The organism is Streptomyces sp. NPDC005794, assembly GCF_042871445.1.
Classification (GTDB): Bacteria; Actinomycetota; Actinomycetes; order Streptomycetales; family Streptomycetaceae; genus Streptomyces.
The window spans coordinates 131,269-150,743 of record NZ_JBIAIN010000020.1; the positions used below are offsets into that span (position 1 = coordinate 131,269).

7 protein-coding genes and 1 pseudogene are annotated in these 19,475 nt (G+C 72.5%); 4 read left to right on the plus strand and 4 right to left on the minus strand.

Annotated features, from left to right (window positions below; translation table 11 throughout):
- Positions 1-42: 42 nt before the first annotated feature.
- Both ACFYQ5_RS28505 and ACFYQ5_RS28510 read right to left on the minus strand, forming a co-directional pair.
- Entirely contained in the window at positions 43-1,932 is a 1,890-nt protein-coding gene (locus tag ACFYQ5_RS28505; RefSeq protein WP_389201642.1) for a class I adenylate-forming enzyme family protein, read from the minus strand.
- Positions 1,929-13,343, minus strand: coding sequence for an amino acid adenylation domain-containing protein (locus ACFYQ5_RS28510; protein WP_389201644.1), 11,415 nt, complete (start codon positions 13,341-13,343; stop codon positions 1,929-1,931). Before ACFYQ5_RS28510 ends, ACFYQ5_RS28505 begins: the two co-directional genes overlap by 4 nt.
- Before the next feature lie 642 nt (positions 13,344-13,985).
- Here ACFYQ5_RS28510 and ACFYQ5_RS28515 point away from each other — a divergent pair.
- A pseudogene (locus tag ACFYQ5_RS28515) lies at positions 13,986-14,348 on the plus strand (hypothetical protein); the annotation flags it as partial.
- Between the two features lie 151 nt (positions 14,349-14,499).
- Entirely contained in the window at positions 14,500-15,021 is a 522-nt protein-coding gene (locus ACFYQ5_RS28520) for a hypothetical protein (RefSeq protein WP_389201682.1), read from the plus strand.
- A 185-nt stretch (positions 15,022-15,206) separates the two neighbouring features.
- Here ACFYQ5_RS28520 and ACFYQ5_RS28525 read toward each other — a convergent pair whose 3' ends face one another.
- Together ACFYQ5_RS28525 and ACFYQ5_RS28530 are read right to left on the minus strand one after the other, a co-directional pair.
- On the minus strand, positions 15,207-16,196 hold the full coding sequence (locus tag ACFYQ5_RS28525) for an ornithine cyclodeaminase family protein (RefSeq protein ID WP_389201645.1): 990 nt from the start codon (positions 16,194-16,196) through the stop codon (positions 15,207-15,209).
- Between the two features lie 314 nt (positions 16,197-16,510).
- Positions 16,511-17,185 carry a class I SAM-dependent methyltransferase gene (locus ACFYQ5_RS28530; protein ID WP_389201648.1) on the minus strand — a complete coding sequence of 225 codons (675 nt, stop codon included), beginning with the start codon at positions 17,183-17,185 and terminating at the stop codon, positions 16,511-16,513.
- Between the two features lie 251 nt (positions 17,186-17,436).
- Here ACFYQ5_RS28530 and ACFYQ5_RS28535 point away from each other — a divergent pair, with 251 nt between their 5' ends.
- Positions 17,437-18,669 (plus strand): sensor histidine kinase, encoded by a 1,233-nt coding sequence (locus tag ACFYQ5_RS28535; RefSeq protein WP_389201650.1) that lies wholly within the window; start codon positions 17,437-17,439, stop codon positions 18,667-18,669.
- Positions 18,669-19,343, plus strand: coding sequence for a response regulator (locus tag ACFYQ5_RS28540; protein WP_389201652.1), 675 nt, complete (start codon positions 18,669-18,671; stop codon positions 19,341-19,343). Before ACFYQ5_RS28535 ends, ACFYQ5_RS28540 begins: the two co-directional genes overlap by 1 nt.
- Positions 19,344-19,475: the final 132 nt, after the last annotated feature.

A 19,475-nucleotide genomic window follows, 5' to 3' on the forward strand; every position in this document is an offset into this window, starting at 1 on the left:
CCGGTCGCTCCCGCGTGCTCGTTCGGTTCGTTCGGTTCGGAATCAGTGCTCGGTCGATTCGGGGTCCGGCCGCCGTGCCCACAGCACGCCGCCCAGGTCGTGGCGCCCGGCACGCAGCACCGAGCAGCCCGTGGCCGGGAATCCGCTGTGGCGCAGCCGGGTCAGCCACGCCCAGCGGTCCGCCCGACCGCCCTCGCCGTCCAGGAAGGACAGCAGCGGGCCCAGCGGCCAGACGGGGCCGTCCGCCGCGGGCCCGTGCGGCAGCACGAGCAGCGAACCGTCGCCGAAGCGGGTTTCGGTTCCCCACGGCACCGGCGGCCCGTCGAACCCGTGCCGGGCCGCCACGTCCGCGGCGAGTTCGGTGTGGACCGCCAGGGGCCACTCGGTGAGCAGCGTCCGCCGCCACCGGGCCCTGGCCGGGGACAGTTCCGCGTCGTCCGCGTCGTGCCAGTGCTCCCGGAGGAAGTCGAACGCGCCGAAGACGGCCTCCTCACCTCCGTGGGGACGGTCGTCGGCCTGCGCGGCCAGCGCGCGTAGGGCCGGGTCCTCGGCGCCCGAGCGCAACAGGTCGTGCGCGGTGGCCGCGGCGTAGCGCAGCAGGCGTTCGTACCGTGCGGGGGTCAGCCGGCGCGCACTGAGGACCCGGCCCATCGCCCTGCGCTGGGGCTTGCCGGTGGACGTCGCCCGGAAGCCGCCGAACTGGACCGCCGCCGGGCGCAGCGCCGCCCGCTCGTACAGGTTGCGTACGGCGGCGACCGGCTGCTCCGTGGCGACCAGCCCGATGTCCTGGCCGAGCGTGGGTTCGTCCACCGCGACCGCCGCGAACCGGCCGGTCAGGCCCGCCCGGCGCCAGCCGTGTTCGACGTCGAGCGGGTAGTGCTTCTCCCCGCCCCGGTTGACGCGCTCACCGGCGCGGCCGCGCAGCACCAGCAGGCCGTCGCGCAGTTCGCCCAGGTCTCCGGTGCGCAGCCAGCCGTCTTCGGTGACCGTGGCGGCGGTGGTGCTGCGGTCCTGCCAGTAACCGGTCATCAGGTCCGGCGTGCTGATCCACACCTCACCGGACTCCAGCCGCAGTTCGGTGCCCGGCAGCGGTGCCCCGACCGGGGGCGTGTGCTCCAGGTACTGGTCGCGGAACTCGGCGTCGTCGAGCCGGGGCATGGTGAAGCTGAAGTTGACCGCCTCGGTGAGACCGTAGCCCTGCCGCAGGCGCGGACCGTACCGGCGGTGGAAACGGCGGGCGAGGTCGCTGGTCAGCGGGGCGGCCGCGGTGATCAGGTACTCCAGGCCGTCCGGCCAGTCGGGCCCGACCTCCAGCAGGTCCGCCAGCAGGGCGGGCACGATGGAGGCGGTCCTGGCCCCGGCGGCGTCCAGCGCGGCGAAGTAGCCGGCCGGGTCGAAGGCGGCCTGGAGGGTCAGCGGCGCGCCGGTGAGGTGGGTGCCGATCAGCGACATGACGAGCGCGTTGCAGTGGTACAGCGGCAGGCAGGTCCCGTGCGGGCGGTCCGGTGCCAGTCCGTGCAGCGCCGCGGTCTTCGCGGCGTTGTCCCGTACCGCCCGCCGGCTGAGCATGACCCCCTTCTGCGGGCCGGTGGAGCCCGAGGTGAACATGATGAGGGCGAGGTCGTCCGGGACCGTGTCCCGGTGGACGTCGGGCAGGCCGGTGCGGTGCAGGCCGTGGACGTCGACCAGGGCCGTCGCGGAGACGCGCTCGGCGATGCCCGTCACTTCCTGGCCGGTGGCGCGCGGGTGCAGCGGGACCGCGACGAGACCCCTGTCGAAGCAGGTGAGCAGGACGTCCGCCAGGTGGGGGCCGTTGGGCAGCCGGAGGACCACCCGCGCGCCCGTGGGCAGTTCGGCCAGGACTCCGGGATCGGCGCCGGTCCTGGTGCTGGTGTCGATACTGGTATCGGTGGTGATATTCGTGCCGGTCAACGCAGCCTCCTCAGCAGGTCACGGAGCTGGACTCCGACGTCGTCCACGTGCTGCGCCTGCATCACCTGGTGGTGATCGGCGGTGACCTGACCGAGCGTCAGTTCGCCGCCGACGTGGGGCCGCCACAGTTCGTGGTGCGGTACGCGGCGCGGCGCGTCCGCGCCCGCCTCGACGTACGTGGTGTCGCCCGGGTAGCGCGGCGGCCGGTAGGCCCGCGCGAGCCGGTCGTTGTTGCGCGACACCGTGATCACACGGTCGATGTCGTCCGGGGTGAACCGGGCGAACAGGCTCCCCTCACGGTGCAGCAGGGCCGAGACGGTTCCGAAATCGAGGTCGGCCTCGGTGAACTGCCGGTCGTCGAAGCCAGCGGCCGTCAGCAGAATGCGCAGGACGCGCCGGTCGTCGACGGGCTCCTCCGGTCCGGCCGCGGCGCCGGTGACCGTGTCCACCAGGAACAGGGCCCCGGCCGGCTCGCCGAGTTCGCGCAGCCGGACCGCCATCGCGTGCGCCACGAGTCCGCCGAAGGACCAGCCGACCAGGTGGTACGGGCCGTCGGGGCGGACCGACCGCAGCAACTCCAGGTACCGCTCGGCCATCGCCTCGACGGTGCCGGGCAGATCCGCCACCCCGCCGGGCCCCTCGGCCTGGATGCCGTACACCGGGTGCTCGCGGTCGATGTGCCGCAGCAGCCCCGAGTACAGCCAGCTGATTCCGCTGAGCGGATGGACGCAGAACACCGGTGCCGCCGGGCCGCCGGAACGGAAGGGAACGAGGTGCGCGGGGGTGTCCGGCGACGGTGCGCGGTCCAGCAGCCGGGTCAGCGCGGCGGGGGTGGCCGCCTCGAAGACGTTCCGGATCGTGGGTTCCAGTCCGAGCACGGTGCGCACCCGGTCGGTCAGCCGGGCCGCCAGGAGCGAATGTCCGCCCAGCTCGAAGAAGTGGTCACCGGGGCCCACCCGGGGCACGCCCAGCACCTCGGCGAAGAGTGCGCACATCAGGTGCTCGCGCAGGTTCTCCGGTGGTGGTGAGTCGCCCGCGGCGGCCCAGTCCGGTTCGGGCAGCCGGTCGCGCAGCAGCTTCCCGTTGGCGCTGAGGGGGAGCCGGTCCAGCGCGAGCAGGCGGCCGGGCACCATGTGGTCCGGCAGGTACCGGGCCAGGTGCGCGCCCACCGAGCGCAGGTCGGCTCCCACGGGTACGACGTAGCCGACCAGACGGCGGTCGTCGGCGCCGCGGTCGTGCACGGCCACCGCGGCCGCGTCGACGTCCTCGTGACGGGTCAGCACGGCCTCGATCTCGCCCGGCTCGACGCGGTGTCCGCGGATCTTCACCTGGTCGTCGGTCCGGCCGTGGAAGCGCAGGACCCCGTCGGCGGTCCAGGACGCGAGGTCGCCGGTGCGGTACATCCGCTGCCCCGCCGGGCCGAACGGATCGGGGACGAAGCGGGTCGCGGTCAGCGCCGGTCGGTGCAGATAGCCGGTGGCCACGCCAGCCCCGGCCACGTACAGCTCACCGCTCACGCCCGGCGGCACCGGCCGCAGCCCGGCGTCCAGTACGTAACACCGGGTGTTCCACAGCGGACGCCCGAGCGGCACCGTGGCGGCCGTCGCCCGGCCGGTGACCGGGTGGGCGGTGGACCAGACCGTGGTCTCGGTCGGGCCGTAGCAGGCCAGCAGCGACTCGGTGAGACCGGTCAGCTCCCCGGCCAGTTCCGCCGGTACGGCCTCGCCGCCGACGACCGCGCGGACGTGCCGCAGCCGCTCCGGGCGCCGGGCCGCGAGGGCCTGCCACAGCGACGGGGTCGCCTGCATCACGGTGACCCCGTGCCCGTCGAGCAGGGCGGACAGCTCGTCGGGGTCCCGCAGCGCGTCCTTCCCCGCGAGCACGATCGCGGCACCGGTGACCAGCGGGAGGTACAGCTCGGGCACGGACATGTCGAAACTCGCGGGCGCGGCGGCCAGCACACGGTCGTCCGCCCCGACCGCCAGCCTCTCGCGCAGGGCGAGCACCAGGTTCGTCAGCGCGCTGTGCGGGACGACGACGCCCTTCGGCCGGCCGGTGGACCCCGAGGTGTACGTCACGTACGCCGTGTTCTCGGGCACGGGCGCCGGTTCCTCCGGTCCGGCGGTGACGGTGAGTCCGTCGTCGTGGCGGAGCACCAGCAGGGGGCGGGCGTCCGCCAGCAGGGCCGCGATCCGCCGTGGCGGCAGCGCGGGGTCGATGGGCAGACAGGCGGCGCCCACCGACTGGACGGCGAGGAGGGCGGCGGGCAGGTCGGGGTTTCGCCGGAGTCGCAGGGCGATCAGGCTGCCGGGGCCGGCCCCGCGGGTACGGAGCTCCGCCGCGATGCGGTCCGCCCGTGCGGACAGCTCCCGGTAGGTGAGCCCGGTGTCCCCGTGCCGTACGGCCGGCGCGTCGGGAGTACGGAGCACCTGTGCCGCGAACAGGTCGGCCACGGTGGTGTCGGGCACGTCGTGGGCGGTCGCGTTCCAGCGGACGGTCAGCTGCTCGTACTCACCGGGGACGAGGACCGGGAGATCGGCGATGGCGCGGTGCGGTTCCGCCGCCACCGCGTGCAGCAGCCGTTCCAGCCGCACGAGCAGCAGGCGGGCGGAGGCGGGGGTGAACAGTTCGGTGTCGTACTCCAGCAGACCCTCGACACCCCCGGCACCGGCTTCCGTTCCGTGGTCCGTGTGCCGCTGACGCAGGCTGAACAGCAGGTCCATGCGGGAGGCACCGCCGTGCGAGGCGACCGTCTCGACCCGCAGCCCAGGCAGGTCGAAGTCGACGGTCGGCGTGTCCTGGAAGGCCAGCATCACCTGGAAGACCGGGTGTGCGGAGAGCGAGCGGGGCGGGTTGACCGCCTCGACCACCTGCTCGAACGGCACCTCCTGGTGGGCGAAGGCGTCGAGGTCCGTGGTGCGGACCCGCTCCAGCAGTTCGGTGAACGTCGGGCCGCCGCCGAGGTCGGTGCGGAGCACCACCGTGTTGACGAAGCAGCCCACGGTCTCGTGCAGGGACGCGTCGTGGCGCCCTGCCACGGGTGTGCCGACGGGGATGTCCTCCCCGGCGCCGAGCCGTGACAGCAAGGCCGCGATCGCGGCGTGCACCACCATGAACAGGCTGGTCCCGGTGGACCGGGCGAGCCGGGTCAGCCGCGTGTGCAGCCCGGCGTCGAGCGAGAACTCGACGGTCTCCCCGCGGTGCGCGGACACCGGCGGCCTGGCGTGGTCGGTCGGCAGCGGCAGCACCTCCGGGACGCCGCGCAGCTTCTCCGTCCAGTACGCGAGTCCGTCGCCGAGGTCGCGTCCGCGCTGCCGGAGCGCGTAGTCGGCGTACTGCACGAGCGGGTCGGCCCACTGCGGGGCCCCGCCCGCGACGCGCGCCCGGTAGGCGGTGGACAGGTCGCGGGCCAACGGAGCCAGTGACCAGCCGTCCGCGGCGATGTGGTGCAGCAGGATCAGCAGGACGTGCTGGTCGGGCGCCGTCTCGCAGAGCAGGACCCGGACCGGGAGTTCGGCTGCGAGGTCGAAGACGTGCGCGGCCGCGTCGGCGAGCAGGTCGGGCAGCTCGGTCTCCGAGGCGGTCACCACCTCGAACGACAACTCCTCCGCCGTGCCGATGTGCTGGCAGGGCTCGCCGTCGATCTCGGTGACGGTGGTGCGCAGGCTCTCGTGCCGGACGAGCACGTCACCGAGGGCCGCGCGCAGGTGCCCGGCCGACAGAGGACCGGCCAGCCGCAGCGCGAAGGACATGTTGTACACGGAGTTGGGCCCGGCGAACCGGCTGAAGAACCACAGTCGGCGCTGCGCGGGAGAGAGCGGGATGTGCTCAGGGCGCGCGGACACGACGACCCGGCCGCGCGGCGCGCCGGCCACCGGCTCCGGCAGGCGACGCGCCAGGTCGGCGACCACCGGCGCGTCGAACAGGGTACGGATGCTCAGCTCGCAGCCGGTCTCCGCGCGCACCCGGTTGATCAGCCGGGTCGCCAGCAGCGAATGCCCGCCCCGGTCGAAGAAACTGTCCTCCGCGCCGACCTCCGGGACCCCCAGCGTCTCGGCGAACAACGCGCACAGGAGCCGTTCCCGCTCGTCCACGGGCGGGCGGCTCACCGGCAGCGCGGTCTCCGGCCTCGGCAGCGCCCCGCGGTCCAGCTTGCCGTTGGCGGTCAGCGGGATCTCGTCGACCGGCAGGACGAACGCGGGCACCATGTGCGCGGGCAGTACCGTCCGGGCGTACTCGCGCAGCTCGGCGGGCGTCGTCCCCCCGGCGGTCACGGCGTAGCAGAGCAGTCGCCCGCCGTCGGGGTCCGTGTTGTCCGCGAGCACCACGGCACGCGCCACGGCGGGGTGCCGTTCGAGGACCCGCTCGATCTCCCCGGGCTCGATCCGGTAGCCGCGGATCTTCACCTGCTGGTCCGTGCGGCCCAGGTACTCGAGCCGGCCGTCGGCCCGCTGCCGCGCGAGGTCCCCGGAGCGGTACATGCGGGCACCGGGCGCGCCGAACGGGTCGGCGACGAAGCGGCTCGCGGTGAGCCCGGGCCGTCGCAGGTAACCCCGTGTCACTCCGGGGCCGGCCACGTAGATCTCGCCGGGGCAGCCGGGCGGGACCGGTCGCAGCGCGTGGTCCAGCAGGTGCAGGCGCAGATCGGGCAGCGCGGTGCCGACGACGCCGGCGGTCTCGTCGGGATCGGTCAGCTCGGCGTAGGTCGCGTGCACGGTGGTCTCGGTGATCCCGTACATGTTGACGAGCTTCGGGCGGCCGGGGCCGTGCCAGGTGCGGACACGCGACAGCTCCAGCGCCTCACCGGCGAACACGACGACCCGCAGCGCGGGCAGCCCGCCCGGTTCCGCCTCCGCCTCGGCCCGCATGAGCTGGTAGAACGCCGACGGGGTCTGGCTCAGCGCGGTGACCCGCTCCCGGGACAGCAGTGCCAGCAGCTCCCGTGGCGACCTGGCGACGTCGCCCGGTACGACCACCAGGCGGCCGCCGCGGCCCAGCGCCGTCCACAGCTCCCACACCGAGACGTCGAAGGCGTACGAGTGGAACAACGTGTGCACGTCGTCGTCACCGAAACCGAACCGGGCGTCGGTCACCGCGAGCAGCCGCACGACGTTGTGGTGCGACACCACGACGCCCTTGGGGGTCCCGGTGGACCCGGACGTGTAGATCACGTAGGCGACGCCGTGCGGATCCACGGCCAGGCCGAGGTCGTCGGCCGGGTGGGAGGCGGCCGGGTCGGTGCCGTCCAGCACGATCTGCGGGTGCGGCACCGCCAGCGGCGTGCCCGTCACGACGAGCACGGGTTCGGCGGCGGTCAGTACCTGCCGTATCCGCTCCTCGGGGTGCGCCGGGTCCAGGGGCAGATAGCCGGCCCCTGACTTCAGTACGGCCAGCACCGCGACCACCAGATCGGCGGAACGTTCCAGCGCGAGGGCCACCAGGCGTTCCGGCCCGGCCCCGCGCGTGACGAGGAGCCTGGCCAGGCGGTTCGCCCGCGCGTTGAGCTCCTGGTACGACAGCGTGGTGCCCCCGCAGGTGAGCGCCGGGGCCATCGGCCGCCGGCGCGCCTGCGCCTCGAACAGCGCGGGCAGGGAGCCGGGGGCGGGCTCCACCACGGTGTCCGCCGGGGTGGACGCCGGCGTGGTGGACGCCGGGGTCTCCCGCTCGTCGGACAGCAGCAGGTCGAGCTGCCCCAGCCGCGCGTCGGGACGCTCGGTGATCCGGTCGAGCAGCGCGCCGAGACGGTCCAGCAGACGACGGGCCGCCTTCTCCTCGAACAGGTCGGTGCTGTGATCCAGACGCAGCCGCAACCGGCCGCCCGGTACGGCGATCAACGTCAGCGGGTAGTGCGTGCCGTCCCGGCCCTGTACGTCCCGGAGCTCCAGACCGGGGACGAGAGCTCTCAGTTCGCCCTCGTCGACCGGGTAGTTCTCGAACACCACGACCGTGTCGAACAGTTCGGCGTGCCCGGCGATCGACTGCAGCCGCGTCAGGTCGGCGTGCTGGTGGTCCAGCAGGGACAGCTGCTGGGCGCGCAGCTCCGCGAGGGACTCGGCGACCGACCGGTGCGGATCGAGACGGACCCGTACGGGGATGGTGTTGATCAGCAGGCCGACGATGTGCTCCGCGCCCGGCAGCTCCGCCGGCCGGCCGGAGACCGTCGCGCCGAAGACGACGTCGTCCCGCCCGGTCAGGGCACCCAGCAGGACCGCCCACGCCAGTTGCACGACGACGTTGGCGGTCAGCCCGTACCGCCGCGCCACGGCGTCGACCCGCGCGCTCGTGGCCTCGTCCAGCTCGGCCGTGAGCCGGTTCCGGGCCACGGCCGAACCGCGCCGTCCCGGCCCGCCGACCAGCGTCGGACCGTCCAGGGAGGACAGCAGCGCGCGCCAGGCGGCCTCGTCCGCGCGGGAGTCCCTCGTGGACAGCCAGTCGAGGAAGTCGCGGTACGGCGTCGCGGGTGGGAGCGTCCGACCGGCGTAGAGCGCGAACAACTCCTTGACCAGGATCGGCATGGACCAGCCGTCCAGCAGGAGGTGGTGCGTGGTCAGCACGAAGGTGTGCCGCTCGCCGTCCCGGCGCAGCAGGGCCGCGCGGACCAGCGGAGGGGTGGCGAGGTCGAAGCGCCGCCTGCGGTCGGACTCCAGGAATCGTTCGAGGTCCTCGTGCGCGGGCAGCTCCTGCCACTCCACGGCGGCGTCGGGGACGACGACCTGCACGGGACGGCCCGACGGGCTCTGCCGAACTCCCGCGGACAGCTGGGGATGGCGCCGCAGCAGGCGGTGGAGCGCGTCGCGCAGCGCCGCGGGGTCCAGCGCCCCGCCGAGTTCGAAGACGAACTGGACGAGGTAGGGGTCGGCGCCGTCGTGGTCGTAGAGGGAGTGGAACAGCAGCCCCTGTGCCAGCGGGGGCAGGGGCAGTTCACCCGTCGCCCGGGCGCGCGCCCGGTGCGCCAGCGCCTCCAGCACGTCGAACCACCGCCGCGCGAGGTCGGCGACCCGTGCGTCGCCGAGCAGCCCGCCCGGCCAGGACCAGTTCGCCACCAGCCGGGGACCGTCCGGAGAATCGGTGATCACCGCGTCCAGTTCCACGACGTGGCTCATCGCCAGCCCGCCGCCGGTGGGCGCCCCGACCACCGTGGCATCGGCGCGCACCGCCCAGTCCTCGTTCCCGCCGGCGTCGAAACGGCCCAGGTAGTTGAACGCGAACTGCGGGGACGGCCGGGCGGCCAGCACCGGCCCGCTCTGCGGGTTGAGGTGGCGCAGCAGACCGTGGGCGAGGCCCGCACGCGAGGCGTCCCGCACGCAGGACCGTACCATGGCCACCGCACCGTCCAGCGCGGTCGGGTCGGTACGGGCGTCCGCCCAGGAGCACCCGGGATCGAGCACCACCGGGAACAGGGTGGTGAACCAGCCGACCGTACGGGACAGGTCCAGGCCGGCGGCGAACTCCTCACGCCCATGGCCCTCGAGGTCCACCAGGAGCGTGTCCGGTCCCTCCCGCCAGTCGGCGGCGGCCAGGGCGAACGCGGTCAGCAGCAGTTCGTGCACCGAGCAGTCGAAGGCCGTGGCCGCGTCGGTCACCAGACGCTCGGTGAGCGCGCCGGGCAGGGTGACGGAGTGCCAGAGGCGGGTGTCCTCGGTGTCCACCGCGCCGTCCAGCGCACGGCCGGCGACCGGGGGGTCCTCGGGCGTCGCCCGCCACCGGGGGAACTCCTCGAGCACCGACGGGTGGTGCGCGTGCTGGACCAGCGCCCTCGTCCACTGGGGGAAGGAGGTTCCGGTCGGTTGCAGCCGTGGGGTGCGCCCCCGCCGTACTGCTTCCCAGGCGGCCCGCAGATCCTCCTGGATGATGCGCCAGGAGACGCCGTCGACGCCGAGATGGTGCACGGTGAGGGTCAGTTCGCCCTGCTCCGCCGGTCCGGCGCCCCGCCAGTCGGCATGCACCACCCGCCCGCGCTCCGGGGTGAGCACCGTGTCCGGACGGTTCAGTTCCACCATGGCGTGGGGCAGCGCCTCCAGGGCCCACAGCCCGTCCACGACGGTCAGGGAGAGCCGCAGCATGCTGTGGTGATCGACGAGCGCCTGCACCACGGCGCGCACCTGCGCTTCGGACATGCCCGCCGGAGTGCGCACCGTCAGGGACTGCACGAAGCCGTCGATCGGCCCGCCGCGCTCGCGCAGCCAGTGCATGATGGGCGTCAGGAGCACCGTGGGATCGTCCGCGTCACCCAGCGCGACCCGGTGCCCCGGAATCGCCCCCGCGTCCACGCCGACGGCATCGGCCAGGGCGGAGACGGTGGGCGTGCGGAACACGTCAGGCGTGGTGACGGCCAGACCGGCCCGCTGCGCCGCGCCGGCGAGCTGGATCGCCTTGATGCTGTCGCCGCCGAGCTGGAAGAAGTCGCTGTCGAGCGGGACGGTCTCCAGACCGAGAACCTGGCCGAACAGCTCGGCCAGCCGGTGCTCCGAGGGGGTCCGGGGAGCCCTGGCCACGTCCGGGCCTCCGTTGTCCGAGGCGTCTCCGGTGCCGGCGTCCCCGGTGTCCGGCGCGGGCAGCGCGGCCCGGTCGAGCTTTCCGTTGCGGGTCAGCGGCAGCCGGTCCACCTCCACCACGGCCGACGGCACCATGTACGGGGGCAGCCGGTCCGCCACCGCGTCGAGCAGCGATGCCGTGTCACCCGATGTGGCCACGTAGGCCACCAGCCGCCGCACTCCCGGCCGGTCCTCCCGCAGGACCGTCGCGGCCTGCCGCACGCCGGGCTCGGCCAGCAGCGCGGCGTCCACTTCGCCCGCTTCGATCCGGAAGCCGCGCAGCTTGACCTGCCCGTCGGCGCGTCCGACGAACTCCAGGCTCCCGTCGCGGTTCCAGCGAGCCAGGTCGCCCGTACGGTAGACACGTGCGCCCGGCGGGCCGGACGGATCGGGCACGAAGCGCTCGGCGGTCGCGGCCGCCCGGCCGAGGTAGCCACGGGAGAGACCGGCACCTCCGACGTACAGCTCCCCGACCACACCGGGCGGTACCGGCCGCAGCGCGTCGTCGAGCAGCAGCACCCGCTTGCCGTCCAGCGGCGCACCGATGGGAACGGAGCCGGTGTCCTCGGGAACGTCGTCCTCGGCGGCGACGGCGAACCTGGTCGCGAAGACCGTGGTCTCGGTCGGCCCGTACCCGTTGACGACGGTCAGCTCCGGCAGCGCGGATCGTACGGTGCGCACCGCCGCGGGCGACACGACGTCACCGCCGGTCCAGATCTGGCGCAGCCCGCCGAAGCAGGCGGGATCGTCCGTGGCGATCGCGTTGAACAGCCCGGCGGTCAGCCACAGTCCGGTGACACCGGTGTCGGCGGTGATCCGGGCCAGCCCGGCCGGGTCCAGCCGCCCCGGTGGGGCGACGACCACCTCGCCACCGGTCAGCAACGGCACCCACAGTTCGAGGTTGAACGCGTCGAAGGCGTGTGGTGAGTGCAGCAGTACCCGGTCCGCGCCGCCCTCGGCCCACCACCGGTCGGCGGCGAGTCCGGCGAGGTTGCCCTGGGTGATCGCGACCCCCTTGGGCCGCCCCGTGGACCCGGAGGTGAACATGACGCAGGCCAGCGTCTCCGCCGTGACCCGCGGCCGCACGGCTTCTCCGGTGTCACGCGCGTGCACGTCCAGCTGACGCACGCCGAGGTCACGCGCCCGCGTGACGATCGGGTCTCCCTCGGTCCCCCCGTCGGTGATCAGCAGCCGGGTTCCCGCGTCGGACAGCACGGCTTCCTGCCGGGTGAGCGCGTCGTCCCGTTGCAGGGGGACGTAGGCCGCGCCGGCCTTCACCACGCCGAGCGCCGCGACGGCCAGGTCCACCGACCGGTCGAGCAGCAGCGCGACGGCCCGCTCCGGCCCCGCTCCGGCCGCGGCGACCTCGGCGGCCAGTGCCGTACTGCGCGCGTCGAGTTCGCGGTAGGTCAGCCGCTCACCGGTCGCGACCGAGCGCACCGCGTAAGCGTCGGGGGAGCGGCGCACCTGTTCGGCGAACCGGTCGACGGCCGTACCGGCAGGCGGGGACGGCGCGCGGTGGCCCGTGCCCAGCGTCACGCTGAGCCGGCGCTCGCTCGCGGTCGTCGCCGCCAGCCGCGCCAGGGGAGTGTCCCGGTCGGCTTCCACCACCTGCCACAGCACATGGAGGAAGCGGTCGGCGACGTCGCGCAGCAACTCCTCGCTGTGATTGGCGGGGTTGGCGTCGAAGTCGAGACGCAGCTCGCCGTCACCGCGGTCGTACGCGACGATCGAGAGGTCCTCCGACGGCGGCGCCTGCAGGTTGTGGACGGTCGCCGTCACGCGGCCGAACCGCAGCGGCCGGTCGAAGCGCTGGATGTTGAGCACGGGACCGAAGAACCTTCGGCCGTCCTCGGGCTGTCCCAGGTCACGCCGTAGGTGCTCACCCCGGTACCGCTGGTGCCGGCGCACCAGCCGCAGTTCTCCGGCGACCTGGTCGAGCAGTTCGCCGACGGTGGCCGCGGGGTCGGCGTGCAGCCGCAGCGGCAGGACGTTGGCCGTCATCGAGGGTACGGTCCGGGCGAGTTCGGGCGGACGGCCGGCGACCGGCAGGCTCAGAACGACGTCGCGGCTGCCGGTCACCGCGTGCAGATGGACCGCGGTCACCGCGGTGAGCAGCCGGGTCCAGCGGTGCCCGAGCCGCTGCGCACCGGTCCGCAAGCCGGCGAACTCCACCCGGGACAGCACCCTGGTCAACCGCAGCGAACGGTCCGAGGCCGGGGCTGGACGCGTGCCCAGGCTCAGGAAGTCCGGCCGCCCGTCCAGCCGGTCCCGCCACCACTCCCGGTCCGCGCCGTGTTCGGCGGCGTTCCGGTAGGCGGCTTCGGCGTGCACCAGGGAACCGAGTCCGCTCCAGCCGCTCCTCGGAACGGCACGGCCGTCGTGCAGACAGCTGTAGACCTCGGCGACGCGCTCGGCGAACAACGCCATGCCCGCGCCGTCCAGAGCGATGTGGTGAATGCGGTGGAACACCAGTGAGCGGTCGTCGGCGACGCGCAGCACGGCTCCGAGGAACAACGGTCCGTCGTCGATGCCCCCGGCCGCATCCACGTCGGCCCGCATCCACTCCAGCGCGGCGGCGTCCGGATCGGCCGCTTCCCGGAGGTCGACGACCTCGGTGGTGTGCTCGGGATCGTCCGGCAGGAGCCGCTGCACGGGCGAGAGATCCGCCGTCCCGGAGATGCGGACGTTGACCGCCTCGCAGTCGGCCGCGGCCCTGGTGACCGCGGCGGCGAGGAGACCGGTGTCGACGGCACCGTCCAGGACGAGGTACTCCGCCTGCTGATAGGCGCCGGGCCGACTGAGTCCGGCGCGCTCCGCGAGCCAGACCCCGAGCTGAGCGTCGGAAAGTTGCAGGGCAGAGCCATTTTCGGACATAAGAACAGGCATCCTTGTCGGTGATGCCGGCGCTGCGCCGGCGACTGCCGTCGGATGTGGCGGGTTAGGTAACGGAATTGACGGCTCCATCGAAACACGGAGGGCAATGGGGAAGTAAAGGCTTTGCAATATGATCAATGTCACGATTACGTGACGCACTGTCAAGGTTGCTGATCAGAACGGTATTGAGCCACGGCATCCGAAAGGAGCCATCGTGTGGATCGGTAAAGCGATGGACGTCATGAGTTCATGAAGACAACTTGGTTTATGGGAGATGTAAAAGGTCGGTGAAAGTACCCATCAACGTGCGATGAAGCTGATGGAAAGCCTGTCGCCGCCGTGGTGTACGTGATGCGCGGCGCGTTCGAACGCCGTGAGTAACGCCTCACACTGCTGCCAACAGCTTCACGAGAGAGCACCACGTAGTTCGGAGAACGGCACCTGCTCGCCGAAGCCCGCCGCACCTCACCTACGTCCTGCGCGGCCGACCCGTCCCGACCGGCATCGAACGTCTCGATGAGGATCTGCCGGGCCGGGTCAAGAGTGACCAGACGGCCCGATCCGCTCTTCCCTCACGGCAGTTCCTGCGGCAGAGTCGCGTTCTGAGGCGATGTAAGAGATTTCGTTCGAACGGATACTTCCATGCGGCACACCGCGGAGTCTCGACGGAACACCGGCGCCGACCGCCCTGCAACGAGCGATCGGGAACGCGGCCGTCTCACGGATGATCGAGCGCGAGCAGAATCCGGAAGGCGCCGGCCGTGGCCACAGCGCCGTGCAGGCCTTCGAGGGCGGCGACGCGAGCCGGCCCGACGTCGTGGGGAACGCCGCGAGAACGGCTGGGCGCGGCGGCAGCCGGCTGCCGGACGGTGTGCGCACGACCATGGAGAACGCCTTCGGCACCAGGCTCGACCACATCGGGTCTCGGTCGACGAGCAGACCACCGCGAGCATCGACGCCAAGGCGTACACCGTCGGCGACAACATCGTCGTCCAGAACGCGAGCGTCCTGCGTGACGTCGAGACGATGGCCCACGAGATCCACCACACCACTCAGCACGACGCTCCGGGCGGCCTCAGCGATCCGAACGGCACGTGGGAACGTGAGGCGTCCGACGTCGGGGCTCGGGTCGCGCGCGGCCAGAGCGTCCACCGCTGTGCCGCGGACGGCGAGGAGCACGGCGGCGGAGGCGCGGGCGCGATCCAGCGCCGGGACGGCTTCGAGTTCGAGGCGCTGTGGCGTCGCGTTCGCCCTCAACGCGGCCGGTCTCCCGGAGGACGGGAACCAGCCGCTGTACAACAGGCCCGTCGAACACGGGGACGCCGGCCGCCTCGAGAAGAGGCAGATCCCGCTGACCCGCGCCGAATGGCTGACGGGCATTCCGGCCGGCAAGGACCTGCTGCGCGCCTACAAGCACCTGACCGAAGCGGAGAAGAACCAGGTCGGTAACCGCAAGGACGACTGGGATCACATCCACGGCTCGCTCGGCGCGCTGGGCTCGGTGGACGACAAGGTGGGCAGGTCCGGCAAGGAGGAGGTCGCCCTGGTCGCCGAGCTGCGCCGGATGAAGGCGAACGTGCCCACCGCCGGCCTCAAGCCCCTCGCCCTCGCGGCCTACGACCTGATCCAGCGCCTGAACGAGGAGAAGTCCCTCAAGTACAAGAAAAAGAAGCGATAGCGCCCGCTGTGCACAGTGCCGCAGCCGCTCGCCGTCGGCCTGCGAGCGCCGCCACCGCCACGGGCGGTCGGCGCGTGACGCCGAGGTCGCGGGGGAACTTCATGGGGACCTGTTGGGTTCCAGTGGTTCGGCGGGGGAACCGCACAGGCAGCTGCGCCGCCCGGCACGCGGTGCCGGTAGCGGCGTCACCGCAGCGTGATCTCCTCGCCGATCGATCGCTCGCGGGCGAACGCGACGACCAGGGCCGTGGCCGCGGCGTCCTGCGCTGTCACACCGACCGATTTGTAGAGGGTGATCTGGTCCGGTGCGGTGCGCCCCGGTCTGCTGCCGGCGATGAGTTCGCCCAACTCGGCGTGCACGTGATCGGCTGTGATGAGGCCGTCACGGATCGGCATGAGCAGGTCGTTGCTGCCCGCAGGGAACGGGGCGAGCACGGCCTGGCGCGATTCGACACACACCAGCGCCTCGGCGACCGTGGCGCCGTCGATCTCACGGCCCGCCGGGTTGTACCCCACGGACGTGATGTGCACCCCGGGTGTCAGCCAGGAACGGCGGATGACGGGTTCGACGGCGTGCGTCGTCGCGGCGGCGATGTCCGCGCCGTCGAGTGCCTCGGCGTAGCTGGACACGGCCTGGACTTCGCCCTCCAGTACGGCTGAGAGTTCCTCGGCCAGGGCAGCGGCCTTCGCCGGATCCCGGCCGGCGACGCGGATCCGCCGGATCGGGCGGACCCGACAGATCGCGCGGGCGTGGGACCGGGCCTGCACGCCGGTGCCCAGCACTGCCAGCTCTGTCGCGTCCTCGCGGGCCAGCAGTCGCACCGACAGCGCGGAGCAGGCGCCGGTCCGCGCTGCGGTGATGGCCGTACCGTCCAGCAGCGCAGTGGGCTCACCGGTGTCCGGATCGAACGCCACGATCAGCGCCTGATGTGTAGGCAGCCGTGCCCCGTCGTTGTGCGGGAAGAGGGACACCAGCTTGGCCATGAGCGCCCCCGCCGACGGCAGGAAGCCCGGCATGGCCGCCAGGAATCCTTCGCGTTCGGACACCAGGGCGGCGACACGGTCAGGCACCGAGGCGCGGCCCGCACTGAGATCTGCCATCGCCGGCGCCAGGGCGTCGATCAGCGAGTCCACGTCGAGCAGGGCCTCGACCTGCGAGCGGCCCAGAACAAGCATGCGCCTCAATCTCCTGATGTCGGTCATGCGGCCGGCGACCGCACCGCCACAGCGTCAACCGCAGCCGCCCATCGCCCCGGCTACGACACGCCGTCCTGCCTGAGCACATTCATCCGTACGCGCCTGAACACACCAGCGTGCACGCCGACCGCCCGGAGTCCCAGGCGGTTCTCCCTCTACTGCCGTCGTACGCGAAGGATTCGCTGCTGGGGCACTCAACAGCCGGCCACGCATCACGCTCGGCTGGGATCCCAGCCGAGCGCCCGCAGGATCTGATGTGTCCAGGAGTTCCGACACCCTCCGGGCGGACGGCGCTACTTCCGAAACACGCCCTGGTGCTGGTGCCAGACCAGCGTGTAGCGCCAGAAAAGTCGCCGACGCAGCCGTACGCCGGGCAGCGCCTGGCGGGCGTCGCGCACGATGTCCGCGAAGGCCATGCTCGCCGGTCGGGTCGGGGCGGTCATCGAGGCTGGTCGCGGCGCCTTGCGGCCCTTGTTCTTGATCCAGGCCATGGCGACGTTCGACGGAATGGCGGCGGCGTCGATCAGGTAGTCGGTCAGAGACTGCGGGCGGGAGACGCCGACGACGACCAGGGTCCCGCCGGGCGCCAGGTGCTGTCGGAAGTGGGTGAGAGCGTCGCTGAACCGCATGTGGTGGATGGTGGCGACACATGTGATGGCGTCGTAGGGGCCAGGCGGTATCTCGTTCAGGGCGTCCCCGACGGTGAAGGTCACCGGGGCTGCCGGGGCTGTGAGTTCCCGCGCGCGATCGACGATGGTGCGATCGACGTCGATACCGTGCACTGCTCCGGCCCGTGGGGCCAGGAGTCTGGCGAGGTCACCGCTGCCTGATCCCACGTCCAGGGCACTGTTGAGACGTCTGGGGAGCTGGCGCAGGATCCATCGGTGGTAGTGGGCGTTGTGGTCCCACGGGTGGGTGGCATGGAACTGTTCAAGTGCTCGAAGGATGCGGGGCAGCAGCGTCGACATGGCCTGAGTCCATCAGGCCCTCGGTCGCATGCGAAGCCACAGCCGAGATACAACCGCCGAGTTCCGGACCGGTGCAGGGCGGACCTCCGTGCATGAGGCGCCCGGCGCCGCTGTGCCGGGCCCTGCGGGCTCACGTTGAGGCAGTATGGGCGGCGAGGGCATCGCCTTCACCCCGAAGTCCACGCGGCCCGGCGGCACTTGTGCCGGCAGGCCACGCGGAGCGCCCTTGCCGGAGGAGAAAGGCACGACGGTTGGCTGAGGAGAGGACGGTCTCGGTCCCGTCGTCCTGGATGACGCTGTCCGGCCGGTCCGGACGCGCCGTCGCCCGGGCCTGCGACATCGGTATCGCGCTGGTGGTACCGGTGGCGGCGGAGTACTACAGCGGCGAGTACGACCTGCTCCTGGGCGGGCTGATGGGACTGTGCCTGCTGGCCCGCAGACGGTTCTCCGGCACGGTGATGGCGGTCGTCCTGGCACTGAGCCTCGTCCAGCTCGTCCTGTACGACCTGCCCGACATGCCGCTGGCATCGGCACCCGCCGCTTACAACGTCGCCGTGCTGTTCGCCATGATGTCGGTCGTCCACCATTCCCGGACCACCTGGATGCCGTACCTCGCGGGCGCCGTGGTGCTGCTGGTCACGGCGGCCGGAACGGTGGGGACGCCGGCCCTCGGCATCGAGCCGTTCGTCGATCTCCACACACTCCTGATCCTCTGGGGACTGACGTTGACGGTCTGGCTGACGGCCTTCGCCCTGCACACGCGGCGCCTCTACGCCGAGAGCCAGGCGGCCCGCGCCTGGCACGCCGAGCGGGAACAGGAGCAGGGCGTCCGGCTGGCCGCGGCCCGGGAGCGGGCCGAGATCGCCCGTGAACTGCACGACGTGGTGGCGCACAGCCTGGCCGTGATGATCCTTCAGGCCGACGGCGCCGAGTCCGTGCTGCGGAAGTCGCCGGACACGGCGCAGTCCGCGCTGCAGACGATCGCCGCCACCGGCCGGGACGCGATCGACGACATGCACCGCATCGTCCGGGTGCTGCGCGAGGGAAACCCGGACTCCGCCGACAGCGACCCGCCACGGCGCCTGGTCACCCTCGCCGAGATCAAGGTCATCGCCGAACGCGCACGGGCCGCCGGGCTGGCCGTGGACGTGTCGGTCGAGGTCGGCGAAGGACGGCTGTCGCCGGCGGAGGAGATGACAGCCTTCCGCATCGTCCAGGAGTGCCTCACGAACGTGCTGCGCCACGCCGGAGCCGGGGCCGGGGTCGCCATCCGGATCCACGAGGAGCAGGGCACACTGCTGATCGGCGTGGTCGACGACGGAGCGGGCACCCTCTCCGGCCGCGGCGTAGGCGGGCGCTCCGGAGGGAACGGACTCGTGGGGATGCGGGAGCGGGTGGAGCTCGCCGGTGGCAGCTTCGAGGCCGGCCCCCGGCTCGGCAGCGGATGGCACGTACGTGCCTCGATTCCGACAAGGACGAAGTGATGACGCAGGCAGGCAGGCCGATCCGGGTGGCCGTGGTGGACGACCAGCCGCTGATCCGGGCCGGTTTCTCCATGGTGCTGGCCGGTCAGGACGACATCGAGGTCGTCGGCGAGGCGGAGAACGGGGCGGAGGCCCTCGACCTGCTGCGAAAGGTCGAGGCGGACGTCGTCATCATGGACATCCGCATGCCCGTCATGGACGGCATCCAGGCCACGGACCAGCTGATGCGGCTGGACGATCCGCCCGGCGTGCTGGTGCTGACCACCTTCGACAACGACGAGGACGCGTTCGCGGCGCTGCGCAGCGGAGCCGGCGGCTTCCTGCTGAAGAACGCTCCCGCCGCGGAGGTCGTGAACGCCATCCGGGTCCTGGCCGCGGGGGAGTCGGTGGTGGCGCCGCGGATCACCCGGCTGCTCCTCGACCGGGTCTCGGACCGGCTGGCACCGGCGAACGGACAGGCCGAACGGCTGGACGTCCTGACCGCGCGCGAGCGGGACGTGCTCGCCCTCGTCGCCAGAGGGCTGTCCAACGCCGAGATCGCGGCGGACCTGTATGTCGCACAGGCCACGGTGAAAACGCACCTGGGCAACCTCATGGCGAAACTGCACCTGCGGGACCGAGCCCAGGCCGTCGCGTTCGCCTACGAGTCCGGGCTGGTCCGTCCCTCCCCCTGAGGGTGCAGAAGCGCCGCCGGGTTCTGCCCCTGGGGGTGCAGGAGCCACCCCGTCCGACGTGCCAGATCCGCCGTGCCCGATCTCGAATTCGTGGCCGATGTCCGGCGGGCCGCCGGACTCCAGACTTCTCAC

Bases quoted from the DNA above. Each gene is read 5' to 3' on its own strand.
- ACFYQ5_RS28510 (WP_389201644.1), bottom strand. From the start codon at position 13,343: ATGTCCGAAAATGGCTCTGCCCTGCAACTTTCCGACGCTCAGCTCGGG.
- ACFYQ5_RS28525 (WP_389201645.1), bottom strand. From the start codon at position 16,196: ATGCTTGTTCTGGGCCGCTCGCAGGTCGAGGCCCTGCTCGACGTGGAC.
- ACFYQ5_RS28530 (WP_389201648.1), bottom strand. From the start codon at position 17,185: ATGTCGACGCTGCTGCCCCGCATCCTTCGAGCACTTGAACAGTTCCAT.
- ACFYQ5_RS28540 (WP_389201652.1), top strand. From the start codon at position 18,669: ATGACGCAGGCAGGCAGGCCGATCCGGGTGGCCGTGGTGGACGACCAG.